Below are 13,920 nucleotides of genomic sequence, written 5' to 3' on the forward strand. Positions count from 1 at the left end.
TTTCAATGGGGGTGCTTATTGGTTTGGTGTTTTCTTCGTTCACTGCTTTTTACTCAAACGGACTGGTATCACCACAGCCAACACGCAAAATTTGCACTTCATCTTCAGATAAATCAACCACTGTGGTTGCTTGCTCTGCTAAATAACCACCATGGATAATTAAATCTACCTGTTTATCTAATCGCTCAATAATTTCATCTGGATCTGACTCTGTGTATTCTTCACCAGGTAAAATAAGTGAACAGGACATGAGTGGCTCGCCAAGTTCTTCTAGCAATGCACACGCAATAGGATGCGCTATAACGCGTATACCTATGGTTTTTTTCTTGTCGTTTAATAAACGTTTTGGTACTTCTTTAGTGCCTTTAAAAATAAAAGTATAAGGCCCTGGCGTATTGTTTTTTATTAATCTAAAGGTTTGATTATCTACACGTGCATAAGTAGAAAGCTCAGATAAGTCGCGGCACACTAAAGTAAAATTATGGTGCTTTTCTATGCCACGAATACGCTCAATACGCTCTTTTGCTTGTTTATTACCAATATTACACCCTATGGCGTACCCCGAATCTGTAGGGTAAACAACAACGCCGCCTTGCTTAATTATATCGGCAGCTTGTTGAATTAATCTTGATTGTGGATTCTCTGGATGAATATGAAATAGTTGACTCATGTTGCTGCTCCTTCTTGCTTTTCCCAAGCTTGCCAAACGCCGCGGCAATCCTTAGGTAAGTATAGATTTTTACCAAGCTCTAAATAGCTTGTCGGAAAATGAAAATCAGACCCTTGCGAGCATAACAAATCATACTCACGGCTTAACTCGCCTAAAAATTGGCGATCACTTGGTGCCTGCTGAGGCTGAGCAACTTCTATTGCGTCTCCGCCAACAGATTTAAACTCAACCAATAATTTACGTAGCCATTTATTAGACATTTGATAACTACTAGGGTGAGCTAAAACCGCCACTCCACCAGCGGCATGAATCGCCTTAACAGCCGTTTGCATATCGCACCAACTACTTGGCACATAACCGGTTTTACCGCGCCCTAAGTATTTTTTAAATACCCCGGGAAAGTTTTTTGCAACACCGCGTGCTATTAAAGCGCGAGCAAAATGCGCGCGAGTAATTTGCGCATCTTTTGCAAGCTCTTTTGCTTGTTCGTAAATATCATCAAAGCCATTTTTAGCTAGACGTGTACCTATTTCTAACGCGCGAGTTTCGCGTTTTTGCTGTTGCTCTAGCAATAAAGCCGTTAGGTCTGAATTTTCAGTATCAATATTTAATCCCACAATATGAATTTCAAAGCTTTCCCAGCGAGTTGATATTTCAACTCCGGTGATCAGCGATAATGGTAGGTTTTCGGTATCAATAATATGCTGAGCAGGTTTTATGGCCGCCACAGTGTCGTGATCTGTAATAGCAAACACATCTATATTTTTATCAACAGCACGATGCAATAGCTCTGCAACGCTTAGCTGCCCATCGGAGTGTGTTGTATGGCTATGTAAATCATATTTTATCAAAAGAAAACTACTTAAAATTAAGTGTGGAAAGTATCGTTATTAGTATAACAAGTTTTTTAACTAAATTGTTTTTAAATAAACACTTGACATCAAAGCATATGATACGTTTTACTGTACGCACTTAAAGACACTATAAGCATTAACAATAATGAACAATTCTACTCTAAACACTATTTGGTGGTGGCACTCGTAATTTTCGGGTGGTGAATTGTCGTGTCTAACAAATATTCAAAACCCGCAACTGTGCGGGTTTTTTTATCACTAAATTTTATAATTATTATTTACACGTATCTTTTTTAACCAGTAACGACTGGAAAAAATAAAAGCATTAGAGGCTAAAAAACATGAATAACAATCTTACTCTTACACATCGTTGGTGGCGCTTAATTTAGCGGGACGGTAATGATCTGTTTGTAATTTAGATATCGTTATTTAAACCCCGCATTGCACAGCATTGCGGGGTTTTATTTTTTTGAGGGAATGAGGTTTGATTTTTAGTCACATAACTACAACACCAGGCGAAGTAACCAGTATTACGCAAGTACGCGACTACATTAGTAGCCCGCTTGCACTATATAGCGCACTTGATAAGCCAAATTCGCTACTGCTTGAGTCGGCCGAAATTGAGTCTAAAGACAGTGTTAAAAGTTTAATTTTAGTTGATTGTGCACTGCGTATTGTATGTCAGGGTAAAACTGTAACTATTACAGCGCAATCAAATAATGGGCAACAGTTACTAAGCTACTTACATGCTAATGTAAAAAGCTGTAAAGCCACGCTAAACGATACAAGATTAACGCTTGAGTACTTAAGTTCAAACAATGGTATTGACGAAGCAAGTAAGCTGGTTGCCGATAATGCATTCAGTGCACTGCGCACCTGTATTAATAGTATTAAAAGCACCACCAACAATCCTTTTTCGGTATTTTTAGGCGGTGTATTTGCCTACGACATGGTAGCCAATTTTGAACAGTTAACTGATGTACCAGACGGCGAAAACACCTGCCCCGATTACGTGTTTTATTTAGCCGAAACTTTAGTTGTTATTGATCATCAAAAACAAACCACAGAACTTATTGGTAATGTATTTAATGGCCCCGACGTACATGCAAACTGCTTTGAAGTAGGTAAAGAGCTAGAGCGCTTAAATACCTTATGCGATAGTGCTGCACAATTTAGCGCCAAGATGCAAAGCGGTGAATGCGATGTTGCTGTTGATATAAGCGACGAAACTTACTGCGAGCAAGTAATTAAGCTGAAAAAGAATATTGTAGATGGCGATATATTTCAGGTTGTGCCTTCGCGTACTTTCTCGCTGCCTTGCCCTGACCCACTTCATGCTTATAGCAAACTTAAACAGCAAAACCCCAGCCCGTATATGTTTTATATGCGCGATGAAGACTTTGCTTTATTTGGTGCATCCCCCGAGTCAGCACTTAAATATACTGTGGCATCAAAACAGGTCGAAGTATATCCAATTGCAGGTACTCGAGCGCGTGGCAAATTTGCTAATGGTCAAATAAATCTAGACTTAGACAGCCGCATCGAGCTTGAACTCAGAAACGATCAAAAAGAGCGCGCTGAGCATTTAATGCTAGTTGATTTAGCCCGTAACGATGTTGCCCGTATTAGCGTAGCCGGTACGCGCTTTGCTAAAGAGCTATTAAAAGTAGACCGCTATTCTCAAGTAATGCATTTAGTGTCGCGCGTTGTCGGCACGCTAAAGCCAGAGCTTGATGCACTACACGCATACCAAGCATGTATGAACATGGGAACCTTAGTTGGTGCACCAAAAGTACGCGCGGCAGAACTTGTGCGCCAAACCGAAGGTAAGCGCCGTGGTAGCTACGGCGGCGCTGTAGGCTATTTAACCGGAGATGGCGCTATGGATAGCTGTATTGTTATTCGCTCAGCCTTTGTAAAAAATAATATTGCTTACGTGCAAGCCGGGGCCGGAGTGGTGTTTGACTCAGATCCGCAGTCAGAAGCAAACGAAACCCGTGCTAAAGCACAAGCGGTTATTACCGCTATTAAATCTACTTACGAGGCGGGTTAACATGAGCCAGCAACACCCAATTAAAATTTACTTTTTAGATAACTTTGACTCGTTTACTTATAACTTAGTTGACGAGCTAACTATGCTTGGCTGTGAACTTGTTGTTTACAGAAACAATATTAGCGCAGAAGTTATTTTTAATAAAATGCGCCAAGAGCAAGGCCAAGTGCTATTAGTGCTTTCGCCAGGCCCTGGCACACCTAGCAATGCAGGCTGCTTAATGGATTTAATAGCGCTTACTAAAGGTCACTTCCCTATGCTGGGTATTTGTTTAGGCCAGCAAGCTTTAACCCAAAGTTATGGCGGCATAATTGGCCATGCTGGTGAAACTGTTCACGGTAAGTCGTCAATTATTGATTTAGGTGTTCACCCGGTATTTAACGGTATGGGCAGCACTATGCCCGTAGCGCGTTATCATTCTTTAATGGCCACTAAAGTGCCCGATAATATTGCAGTCATTGCCCAGTACCAAGATATTCCTATGGCTATTTATCATCATGATGATAAGGCTTTAGGGTATCAGTTTCATCCTGAGTCTATTTTAACCCCAAACGGCGCGCAGCTATTACAGCAAAGCATTGCCTACTTAACCGCTAGCCAATAAAGGAGAACATTATGAGTATACAAGCCAAGCAAAACATGAATGTTCTCAGTGCTAATATGCACAATGCGAGCATTCAAACTGCAATTGAGCAACTGATAAGCAACCAATCATTAAGCTACACGCAATCTAAAGCGCTGTTTGATGAAATAATGCAAGGTAACATGAGTGATATTGAGCTCAGTGCGCTACTTATAGCGTTAAAATCAAAAGGCGAAATCAGCGATGAAATAGCTGGCGCTGCAGCGTCTATGCGAGAAAATGCGCTCGCCTTTAATACTACCAGTAACCAGCTTGCTGATTGCTGCGGTACCGGTGGCGATGGCTCTAATACAATTAATATTAGCACTACCGCTGCTATCGTTGCAGCAGCGGCAGGTATTAACATGGTAAAACACGGTAATCGCAGTGTCTCGAGTAACTCAGGCTCTGCCGATTTACTCAAAGCACTGGGCATCAATATTGAAATGACGCCAGCACAAGCTGCTAATTGCTTAGAGCAAACAGGCTTTACTTTTTTGTTTGCACCTCAGTATCACCCAGGCGTACGCCACGCAATGGGAGTGCGTACTGCCCTTAAAACACGCACTATTTTTAATATTTTAGGGCCTTTGGTAAATCCAGCAGCACCTGAAGTACAGTTACTCGGGGTATACGACCCCAATTTATGCCTACCTATGGCACAAACATTAAGAACCCTAGGCACGAAGCGCGCAATGATAGTACATGGCTCTGGCACCGACGAAATTGCTCTGCACGGCCCAACTACTGTGGTTGAGTTAAATAATGGCAACATTAGCGAGTATACGCTTAACCCAAGTGACTTTGACCTTGCAAACTATTCACTTGAACAACTAACCGGTGAAGGCCCACAATACAACGCTAATGTCTCTCTTGCTATTTTACAAGGTAAGGGTAATGAAGCGCATAATGCCGCTATTATTGTTAATGTGGCCGCACTGTTATACCTAAGTGGTAAAGCACAATCGCTAAAAGACGGCGCACAACAAGTACACTCGTTATTAAGTTCAGGGCAAGCCATGAACACACTAAATGCAATTATTGAGGTAAGTAATGGCTAATGTATTAGACAAAATTGTTGCTGATAAAAAATTAGAACTAATTGAGCGCAAAGCCGCTCGCCCACTAGATAGCTTTAAGCACCTTGCGGTGCCTACAACTCGCAGCTTTTATAAAGCACTGGCAGCCCCTGGCATTCAGTTTATTTTAGAGTGTAAAAAAGCATCGCCGTCTAAAGGGCTTATTAGAGAGCCTTTTAATTTAACTGAAATTACCTCGGTTTATAAAAAGTATGCCAGCTGTATGAGCGTGCTAACCGACACCAAGTATTTTCAAGGCAGCTTTGATTACTTAGAGTTTGTACGTAGCCAAGTAGAGCAGCCTCTTATTTGCAAAGATTTTTTTATAGACGAGTATCAAGTATATATGGCGCGTATTTATGGCGGCGACGCTATATTATTAATGCTCTCAGTACTTGACGATGAAAGCTATAAAGCACTGCATAGCGTTGCTGACTCGTTAAATATGTCGGTGCTAACTGAGGTAAGTAATGAAGCAGAAGTACACCGTGCGCTTGCCCTTGATGCTAAAATAATTGGCATTAACAACCGCGATTTACGCGATTTAAGCACAGATTTGGCCACTACCGAAAAACTACGTAAACTTATTCCGGCTAATAAAGTCGTTATTTCGGAGTCGGGTATTTACACCCACCAAGACGTAAAACGATTAGCGCCACTTTGCGATGGCTTTTTAATTGGCAGTTCACTTATGAGCGAACGCGATTTAGAGCAAGCCTGCAAAAGAGTTATTTTAGGCGATAACAAAGTATGTGGCTTAACGCGCAGCCAAGATGCGCTTGCAGCGTATGAAAATGGTGCCGTATATGGCGGGTTAATTTTTCATCCTAAATCGCCTCGTTATGTCGACTTAGACTGCGCCATAGAGCTTAGCCAAAGTGCACCACTTAACTTTGTTGGGGTATTTGTAGATGCGCCTATAGAGCAAGTAGCCCACTACGCAAGTGTATTAAAATTGGCGGCTGTGCAATTACACGGTCAAGAAAGTGACGATTACATTACCACCTTGCGTACACAACTACCTACCGACTGCGAAGTTTGGAAAGCACAGGCAATAAAAGATGCGCTGCCGACTCCAGTAAACGGTGTTGATCGCATTTTGTACGACACCCACAGCAACACCCAAGCTGGCGGTACAGGTAAAACCTTTGATTGGTCGGTGCTGCGTGATGCCACCACCCCCTTTATGCTTGCTGGAGGCTTAAATCCTGAGAACATTAAAGAGGCACTTTTTCAAGGCGCCCTAGGGCTAGACCTTAATTCTGGAGTAGAACAGTCTCCGGGTAAAAAGTGCCCTAACAAATTACAAAACGCATTTACAAGTATTAGAAATTATTGAGGTTAAAATGAAAAATCCAGCTTATTTTGGCGAGTTTGGCGGTATGTTTGTACCCGAGCTACTTGTCCCTGCGCTTAAGCAGTTAGAAAACGAATTTAATAAAGCACAAAAAGATCCACAGTTTCAGGCTGAACTTTCAAAATTACTTAACGAGTACGCGGGTCGCCCTACGCCACTTACTTTAACGCGTAATTTAATTAAAAATCCAAAGGTTAAACTGTATTTAAAGCGTGAAGATTTACTGCACGGTGGCGCGCACAAAACTAACCAAGTACTTGGCCAAGCGTTATTAACTAAACGTATGGGTAAAACAGAGGTTATTGCCGAAACAGGTGCAGGCCAACATGGTGTTGCTACAGCACTTGCCTGTGCTCTACTGGGTTTGAAATGCCGTATTTACATGGGCGCAAAAGACGTTGAACGTCAGCAACCAAACGTATTTAGAATGGAGCTAATGGGCGCGACAGTTATTCCGGTAACAGCGGGATCTGGCACATTAAAAGATGCTGTAAACGAAGCACTGCGTGACTGGTCAGCAAATTATCAAGATGCGCATTACCTACTTGGTACTGCAGCGGGCCCACACCCATTCCCTACTATTGTGCGTGAATACCAAAAAATTATTGGCGAAGAAGCAAAACAACAAGTGCTTAAAGCTGAAGGCCGCCTACCAGATGCCGTTATTGCCTGTGTTGGCGGCGGCTCAAATGCCATTGGTATGTTTAGTGATTTTATTAACGAGCCAAGTGTAAAGCTCATTGGTGTTGAACCTGCAGGTAAAGGTTTAGATACACACGAGCACGGTGCCACTATTTGTAAAGGCACTAAAGGTATATTGCACGGCACTTACACCTATATTATGCAAAATGACGACGGCCAAATAGAAGAGTCGTACTCTGTATCTGCTGGTCTTGATTACCCGGCTGTTGGGCCGCAACATGCATTTTTACACGAAACAGGTCGTGCACAATATGTAGCCATCACCGACACCGAAGCACTAGACGCTTTTCAGTCGCTTGCCAAAAATGAAGGTATTATTCCGGCACTTGAATCTAGCCATGCCCTAGCTTATGCACTTAAATATGCAGAAGCGCTAACTGATGAAAGCATTATAGTGGTTAATTTAAGTGGCCGAGGCGATAAAGACTTAGCCCACGTTCACAATGTATTGTCGCAAGGAGGTCAAATATGAGCCAAGTAAATACAGATCGCTACGGTAAAATGTTTGCCACCCTTAATGAGCAAAAACATGGGGCATTTGTACCCTTTGTAACCATTGGCGACCCCGGTAAAGAGCAAAGTATTGCTATTATTAAAAGTTTAATTGATGGCGGCGCTGATGCCCTTGAACTTGGTATTCCGTTTTCAGATCCAATTGCAGATGGACCAGTAATACAAAAAGCGAATATTCGCGCCCTTAATGTGCACATTAACACCCAAGACTGCTTTGATATTATTAAGCAAATACGCCAGTACAATGCAGATATTCCAATTGGTTTATTACTGTATTCAAACTTAGTTTTTAAACGCGGTATCGACACCTTTTATAAAGATGCTAAAGCCGCCGGCGTAGACTCTATTTTAGTGGCCGATGTGCCACTACATGAGTCAAAAACATTTAGAAAGGCAGCCATGGCAAACGGTGTAGACCCTATCTTTATTGCCACCCCTAATGCTGATGACGACACGCTTCGCGCATGCGCATCGTATGGCAGAGGTTACACTTATTTACTGTCGCGTGCGGGAGTTACCGGCACTGACGAAAAAGCGCAAATGCCAGCGGGCAACATTGTAACTAAATTAAAAGAATACCATAGCGCACCTGCGCTATTAGGTTTTGGTATTTCAACGCCTGATGATGTAAAAGCTGCATTAAATGCCGGTGCTGCTGGGGCTATTTCGGGCTCGGCAGTGGTTAAAATTATCGAAGCAAACCTTGATGACTTACCTACCATGACAGCGCAATTAAAAGCCTTTGTAACTAAAATGAAAGCTGCTACAGCGCTTTAATTAGTTCCTACGGAAATTAAAAAAGGGCATTTTAAAAATGCCCTTTTCGTTTTTATAAAAAAAGTGTTTAACAGAGAATGAAATTAAAGAAGGTCTTTTAACGTTTTAGAAGCTTTAAACACCGCTTTATTAGCCCCTTCAATTTCAATACTAGCACCGGTTTGTGGATTACGCCCAGTGCGTGCAGGGTAATAGCTTAATGCAAAAGTACCAAAACCGTTTATTTGTACTTGATCCCCTTCTGCAAGCGACTTAGTAATTACTTTTTGTAAACTGGTAAGTGCTGCTTGTGCGTCTTTTTTAGTTAACTCACTTTTTTGAGCCATAGCGGTAACTAGTTGTGCTTTATTCATTGAATGCTCCTAAATACACGCAAAATGAATTAGTTAAGCGTGGGAATTTAACCATAATATAAAATAAAGTCAGGGAGGCTAAGGCTTACAAGGACGCAAGTCAACCCTGCAGCGTTAATACAATTGATATTAGCTATACATTTACTACAGACATAAAAAAGCCGCGAAATACGCGGCTTAATTAATATTAATCAGTTTTTAAAAACCAAATAATTTCAATCCAAAAAACTTAGTTGCAACTGTGTTTATAAATATAGTCGCTAAAATAATTGGAATAAACGTTGAAAGCGAAAAGTTAACATACTTTTCCATAAAGCTGCCTGCATAATTAGGCGAGCCTATACTCAACTCTTTACTTAAATTTGCTTTTTTCCAGCGGTACATTACAAATAAACACACCATTAAACCGTTAAACGGTAAGATGGTATCGTAAAATACATCGTAAACCACATCAAAAAAGCTCTTACTTTCACCGCCGTAACCAGTAAACGACGTTAAGCTATCTATCATACCAAACGACATAGTACATAAAACTGTAAGCACGCCTGTGGCTAAGGTTAAAATACCCAATGCTTTTTTACGGCTTATACCTTTGCGATCGCTCAATGTTGCTGTAGGTACTTCTACAATAGAAACGAGTGATGTAATTGCAGCAAAAAATACTAATAAAAAGAATAAAAACGCCACTGCCGATGCACCAAAGTAACCAATATCATGTTGCAGTGCTAACAGTATTTTAGGTAGGTATACAAATATCATCGATACTGATGAATCAGAAAGCGTGGCTGGATCTGTATTTGGATCAAAGCTAAAAATAGCCGGTAACACCATTAAACCTGCAACAAACGCAACCAATGAGTCGGTAATCGCGACCATTTTTGCACTGCCTACAATATCATCCTTTTTAGATATATAAGACGCATACGTCATTAAAATACCCATACCAAGCGATAATGAGAAAAATGCTTGCGCTAACGCACCATTTAACACACTGGCATTCATTTTAGAAAAATCAGGAATAATATAATACTTAACACCTGCCATCGCATTATCTAGCGTTAATACATAACCCACTAACACAATTAACATGACAAATAATGCCGGCATTAAAAATTTAGCCGCTTTTTCTATTCCTTGCTTTACACCACCTAACAAAATTAAGTTAACAACAAGTACCACTGCTGCCATATAAGCAAATACAGTGTAGCTATTAATAAACAGCCCAAAGTGTCCAGGGTTTGCCAGCGAATCTAAATTACCAAGTGCGGTTTGCATTAAATAGCCAAAAATCCATACAGTAATAACCATATAAAAAACCGCTATCATAAAAGGAGTAAACACAGCTAAAAAACCAGCCAACTTCCATTTTGTGTCGTTGTTGCCCAATATTTTGTATGAACCTAGGGGATCTTTTTGCGCTTTACGGCCCATGGCCATTTCAGCCATCATTACAGGTAAACAAATAAATGCGACAAACAAGGCATAGACGAGCAAAAATGCGCCACCACCGTTTTTTGTTGCAGAAACAGGAAAGCCCACTAAATTACCAATGCCCACAGCAGAGCCCGCCGCTGCTAATATAAACCCTAGGCGGGAGCTAAAATGCTCTCTATTTTCACTCATGTATAAACCTTGTTATTATTTATCTTATCCATGGGACTCTACCAGTGTTACGCAACGCTTTTCAAGCAATTACACAGTAAAAAAACATTCTCACTGTAAACAAAGCTGTAAACACTTTTAATTCACCATTTTTCAACGCTATGCTAGTATACACTTAAATAAATTTAACAAATTTTATGAGATTCTGTATGTTGTACATGATTTATTCAATCGATGTTGAAAACAGCTTAGCACTGCGTAAAGAGGCCCGACCAGCGCACCTTGCACGCTTAAGTGAACTTGATTCGCAAAACCGTTTACTGACTGCAGGCCCGCTTCCGGCTATCGATAATGAAGATCCAAGTGATGCAGGTTTTACCGGTTCACTGGTAATTGCTCAGTTTGACTCTTTAGAAGCCGCCCGAGAATGGGCAGCAGCCGACCCTTATGTTGCGGCTGGCGTATACGAAAACTCAATTGTTAAACCGTATAAAAAAGTATTCCCTGCTTAATAACACATGTACCTAACGCTGAATGATCTCAGTATAAAATTCAGGGTTTGTTCACTCGTTAATTACTAAACTGTTGCCGTAAAATTCTTATTAAGTATTTAATTGAATTTTGGTAACTCGGTTTACTAAACTGAGTAGGTCTGATCTAGGAGTCCCGTCATGCGCGTATTATTAATCCTCAACTTTTTCGCTTGTATTTGTTTTGCTAATACGCTGCAAGCTAATACAATAACTAAGGTTAATAGCGTTGAGATAAGCAAAAAGAAAGCGGTAGTACTTGCAAAAGAAACCACTGACGGTACGACATTAAAAATTACCGAAAAAATAAATTTTTATACTGTACGAATTTTAAAATCTGACGGCCACGTCGTAGATTTAAAAATAAATAAAAAAACTGGCGAAGTGAAAAAGGATTGATTGATGCGAATTTTAGTTATAGAAGATGATTTACACTTAGCAGATAACCTGCGTAATGCTCTAGAAAAAGAACGTTACAGCGTAGACTTATGCCACGATGGTGAATCGGGTCTTTTTCATATCACCGAGTACCCTCTTGACATGGCTGTAGTTGACTTAGGTTTACCTAAAATAGACGGGATTGAGCTTATTAATAAAGCCCGAGCTCAAGGTATTACCATTCCTATTTTAATATTAACAGCGCGTGATCGTTGGCAAGATAAAGTAGAAGGCTTAGATGCCGGTGCAGATGACTACCTAACAAAACCGTTTCATGTTGAGGAGCTAATTGCCCGTTGTAATGCACTAATTCGCCGTAGCGCAGGTAAAGCAAACCCAGAAATGACAGCAGGACCAATTAAAATTCATACTCGCTCGCAGCAAGTCTGGGTTGACGATAAAGAGTTAAGCTTAACTGCATACGAATACAAAGTACTAGAATACCTGATGGTTAATCCGCAAAAGGTAATTTCTAAATCAGAGCTTACTGAGCATATTTACGACCAAGACTTTGACCTTGATTCGAACGTAATTGAAGTATTTGTTCTGCGTTTACGTAAAAAATTAGATCCTGAAGGCGTATTAAACCCTGTAGAAACACTACGAGGACGCGGCTACAGGCTTAAAAGCCAGTGGTAGCACCGCAAATATCGTTAAAAATAAGGCAAGGATTTATCCTTGTCTTTGTTTTATTAGTCGCCCTGCCTATTTTGTTTTACTCTATAGGCACCGCTTATTATGCCTCTTTGGTTGATGCGACAGAAAAAAATCTCGAAGCTCACCTCTACTCCCTTATTTCTGAAGTCGACTTTACTGAGCGCGGCATTATTATGCCCAGCACTATTTTAACCCCCGAACTTAATAATTTAAATTCAGATACCTACGCAATGATATACCGCGATGATGTACCTATTTGGTATTCTGAGTCGGCGGTGAATGTTAATTTTACGCCAGAATATATTGAGCCCAAAGCGGGCGCTGCTGATTTTAGGCGTGTAGAGTATAATAACACCAGCTATTGGCAACTAAGCTTAACCGTTATTCTCAATAATATTGATCAGTCTGAGCAAGCACGCTTTATTTTACTCAAGCGTAACGACGCGCTAGTAAAGCTTATGGATGGCTTTAAACAAACGCTGGTTGATTGGATGTTTATAATGGGAATAGCAATTGCTGGGTTAATGGCTATTGGTTTTATTTGGAGTGCCCGCCCACTGCAGCGCCTAGATAAAGAAATTAAAGCGATAGAGTCTGGCGATATACAAGAAATAAAAGGCTTATACCCTGTAGAGTTACAAACAATAAAAGCTGATTTAAACTTATTACTTGAGTCGCAACAACGCCAAAAAGAGCGCTATAGAGCGTCATTAAGCGACTTAGCCCACGCACTTAAAACACCATTGGCCGTACTAAAGTCTAGTCCATTGGCAAATGATGCCGATGCACAAGAACAACTCGATCGCATTAATGTGATGATCGAGCATCAATTAAAACGTGCTGCTACAGGTGCTTCCGACACTTGGAAAAAACAAACCGTTATTAAACCTGTTTTAGACTCTATTTTAAGCGCTATGGGTAAAGTATACCGCGATAAAGATATTATTTTTGATTGTAAAGTAGGTAAAAAAGATTACTTTTTAGGTGATAAAACCGACCTAATGGAATTACTCGGTAATTTAATTGATAACGCCTGTAAAGCATGTCGCTCACAAGTAACTATTAAAGTAGCGCAAGGTAAAACCCTGTGTATTAGTATTAGCGACGACGGCCCAGGTGTACCACAAGACAAACGCGAATCTCTACTTACCAGAGGCACACGCTTAGATACCTACGAAAGCGGCCATGGTGTGGGTATGGCAATCGTATCTGACTTAGTTAAGTCGTATCGTGGCTTACTCACAATTTCTAAGTCTGAGCAATTAGGCGGAGCCAAGTTTATGCTAGAGTTTAATTACCATGAAAAAAAGTAACCTTATAATTTATTTATTAAGCTTAACTTTATTATTTTTTAGCTCAGTAAGCTTTGCCCAGCAAACATGTAAATTACCTGATCAAGCAACACCAGAGATTACTAAGCGTTACATTCAGTGCCTTGATGATCAATTAAATACAGCTAAACAACTGCAAAACACTTGGATTCAAAAGCGCAAATTTGAGTTAAACAAATTAGAATTTGAAACTGGCAATACGCAAATTTTACAGCTGTTTATAAAAAGCATTGCCAGTAACGAAAATTATATTAAGCATAGTTGCCAGTGGCGCTACTCATTAAAGTTACCTAACGCTTTAAGTGCCGCAATAACCTATAAAACCTGCGAGTTATCACTAGTAGAGCAATTTACTTTAGACTTAAAGCGGCCTCTTTAATAT

At 40.5% G+C, this 13,920-nt stretch carries 15 protein-coding genes; 11 read left to right on the forward strand and 4 right to left on the reverse strand.

The annotated features are described in order from the left end of the window. Positions 1 to 49: 49 nt before the first annotated feature. On the reverse strand, positions 50 to 670 hold the full coding sequence (locus HC000_RS00830) for an L-threonylcarbamoyladenylate synthase (RefSeq protein WP_179806649.1): 621 nt from the start codon (positions 668 to 670) through the stop codon (positions 50 to 52). Next, a complete protein-coding gene (locus HC000_RS00835; RefSeq protein ID WP_179806650.1) occupies positions 667 to 1,521 on the reverse strand; it encodes a PHP domain-containing protein in 855 nt (284 codons plus the stop codon). Before HC000_RS00835 ends, HC000_RS00830 begins: the two co-directional genes overlap by 4 nt. Before the next feature lie 487 nt (positions 1,522 to 2,008). On the opposite strand from HC000_RS00835, the gene HC000_RS00840 reads away from it, so the two are divergent. From HC000_RS00840 to trpA, 6 genes are read left to right on the forward strand one after another with little or no spacing between them, the layout of a single operon-like run. Beyond that, positions 2,009 to 3,577, forward strand: coding sequence for an anthranilate synthase component 1 (locus HC000_RS00840; protein WP_179806651.1), 1,569 nt, complete (start codon positions 2,009 to 2,011; stop codon positions 3,575 to 3,577). A 1-nt stretch (position 3,578) separates the two neighbouring features. Further along, positions 3,579 to 4,181 (forward strand): aminodeoxychorismate/anthranilate synthase component II, encoded by a 603-nt coding sequence (locus tag HC000_RS00845; protein WP_179806652.1) that lies wholly within the window; start codon positions 3,579 to 3,581, stop codon positions 4,179 to 4,181. Between the two features lie 11 nt (positions 4,182 to 4,192). Then, positions 4,193 to 5,260 carry an anthranilate phosphoribosyltransferase gene (gene trpD, locus HC000_RS00850; RefSeq protein ID WP_179806653.1) on the forward strand — a complete coding sequence of 356 codons (1,068 nt, stop codon included), beginning with the start codon at positions 4,193 to 4,195 and terminating at the stop codon, positions 5,258 to 5,260. Further along, complete coding sequence (trpCF, locus tag HC000_RS00855) at positions 5,253 to 6,617, forward strand: bifunctional indole-3-glycerol-phosphate synthase TrpC/phosphoribosylanthranilate isomerase TrpF (protein WP_179806654.1); 1,365 nt, start codon at positions 5,253 to 5,255, stop codon at positions 6,615 to 6,617. The genes trpD and trpCF overlap by 8 nt, the downstream gene beginning before the upstream one ends. Before the next feature lie 7 nt (positions 6,618 to 6,624). Next, positions 6,625 to 7,809, forward strand: coding sequence for a tryptophan synthase subunit beta (gene trpB, locus HC000_RS00860; protein WP_011327971.1), 1,185 nt, complete (start codon positions 6,625 to 6,627; stop codon positions 7,807 to 7,809). Then, the gene (trpA, locus tag HC000_RS00865) at positions 7,806 to 8,627 is read left to right on the forward strand and encodes a tryptophan synthase subunit alpha (protein WP_058373230.1); all 822 of its coding nucleotides are present in this window, start codon (positions 7,806 to 7,808) and stop codon (positions 8,625 to 8,627) included. Before trpB ends, trpA begins: the two co-directional genes overlap by 4 nt. Positions 8,628 to 8,710: 83 nt before the next feature. On the opposite strand, the gene HC000_RS00870 is transcribed toward trpA, so the two are convergent. Further along, positions 8,711 to 8,980 (reverse strand): HU family DNA-binding protein, encoded by a 270-nt coding sequence (locus HC000_RS00870; protein WP_058373229.1) that lies wholly within the window; start codon positions 8,978 to 8,980, stop codon positions 8,711 to 8,713. 198 nt (positions 8,981 to 9,178) lie between these two features. After that, positions 9,179 to 10,603, reverse strand: a complete 1,425-nt coding sequence (locus HC000_RS00875) for a sodium-dependent transporter (protein ID WP_179806655.1) — start codon at positions 10,601 to 10,603, stop codon at positions 9,179 to 9,181. 188 nt (positions 10,604 to 10,791) lie between these two features. Here HC000_RS00875 and HC000_RS00880 point away from each other — a divergent pair, with 188 nt between their 5' ends. The 5 genes from HC000_RS00880 to HC000_RS00900 all read left to right on the forward strand — a co-directional run bounded on the left by HC000_RS00880 (position 10,792) and on the right by HC000_RS00900 (position 13,917). Continuing rightward, the gene (locus HC000_RS00880) at positions 10,792 to 11,094 is read left to right on the forward strand and encodes a YciI family protein (RefSeq protein ID WP_058373227.1); all 303 of its coding nucleotides are present in this window, start codon (positions 10,792 to 10,794) and stop codon (positions 11,092 to 11,094) included. A 159-nt stretch (positions 11,095 to 11,253) separates the two neighbouring features. After that, on the forward strand, positions 11,254 to 11,511 hold the full coding sequence (locus HC000_RS00885) for a PepSY domain-containing protein (RefSeq protein WP_011327966.1): 258 nt from the start codon (positions 11,254 to 11,256) through the stop codon (positions 11,509 to 11,511). A 3-nt stretch (positions 11,512 to 11,514) separates the two neighbouring features. Then, entirely contained in the window at positions 11,515 to 12,189 is a 675-nt protein-coding gene (locus HC000_RS00890; protein ID WP_179806656.1) for a response regulator transcription factor, read from the forward strand. Further along, complete coding sequence (locus tag HC000_RS00895; RefSeq protein WP_011327965.1) at positions 12,183 to 13,520, forward strand: ATP-binding protein; 1,338 nt, start codon at positions 12,183 to 12,185, stop codon at positions 13,518 to 13,520. Before HC000_RS00890 ends, HC000_RS00895 begins: the two co-directional genes overlap by 7 nt. Then, a complete protein-coding gene (locus tag HC000_RS00900) occupies positions 13,507 to 13,917 on the forward strand; it encodes a hypothetical protein (protein ID WP_179806657.1) in 411 nt (136 codons plus the stop codon). The genes HC000_RS00895 and HC000_RS00900 overlap by 14 nt, the downstream gene beginning before the upstream one ends. Positions 13,918 to 13,920 lie beyond the last annotated feature (3 nt).

Origin of the sequence: Pseudoalteromonas sp. MIP2626, from assembly GCF_013414205.1 — a bacterium.
Lineage (GTDB): Bacteria > Pseudomonadota > Gammaproteobacteria > Enterobacterales > Alteromonadaceae > Pseudoalteromonas > Pseudoalteromonas nigrifaciens.

Excerpts from the sequence above, each read along its gene's own strand:
- HC000_RS00845 (WP_179806652.1), top strand. The coding sequence starts at position 3,579 with ATGAGCCAGCAACACCCAATTAAAATTTACTTTTTAGATAACTTTGAC.
- trpB (WP_011327971.1), top strand. The coding sequence starts at position 6,625 with ATGAAAAATCCAGCTTATTTTGGCGAGTTTGGCGGTATGTTTGTACCC.
- HC000_RS00880 (WP_058373227.1), top strand. The coding sequence starts at position 10,792 with ATGTTGTACATGATTTATTCAATCGATGTTGAAAACAGCTTAGCACTG.
- HC000_RS00830 (WP_179806649.1), bottom strand. The coding sequence starts at position 670 with ATGAGTCAACTATTTCATATTCATCCAGAGAATCCACAATCAAGATTA.
- HC000_RS00900 (WP_179806657.1), top strand. The coding sequence starts at position 13,507 with ATGAAAAAAAGTAACCTTATAATTTATTTATTAAGCTTAACTTTATTA.
- trpCF (WP_179806654.1), top strand. The coding sequence starts at position 5,253 with ATGGCTAATGTATTAGACAAAATTGTTGCTGATAAAAAATTAGAACTA.
- HC000_RS00870 (WP_058373229.1), bottom strand. The coding sequence starts at position 8,980 with ATGAATAAAGCACAACTAGTTACCGCTATGGCTCAAAAAAGTGAGTTA.
- HC000_RS00890 (WP_179806656.1), top strand. The coding sequence starts at position 11,515 with ATGCGAATTTTAGTTATAGAAGATGATTTACACTTAGCAGATAACCTG.
- trpD (WP_179806653.1), top strand. The coding sequence starts at position 4,193 with ATGAGTATACAAGCCAAGCAAAACATGAATGTTCTCAGTGCTAATATG.
- HC000_RS00875 (WP_179806655.1), bottom strand. The coding sequence starts at position 10,603 with ATGAGTGAAAATAGAGAGCATTTTAGCTCCCGCCTAGGGTTTATATTA.
- HC000_RS00885 (WP_011327966.1), top strand. The coding sequence starts at position 11,254 with ATGCGCGTATTATTAATCCTCAACTTTTTCGCTTGTATTTGTTTTGCT.
- trpA (WP_058373230.1), top strand. The coding sequence starts at position 7,806 with ATGAGCCAAGTAAATACAGATCGCTACGGTAAAATGTTTGCCACCCTT.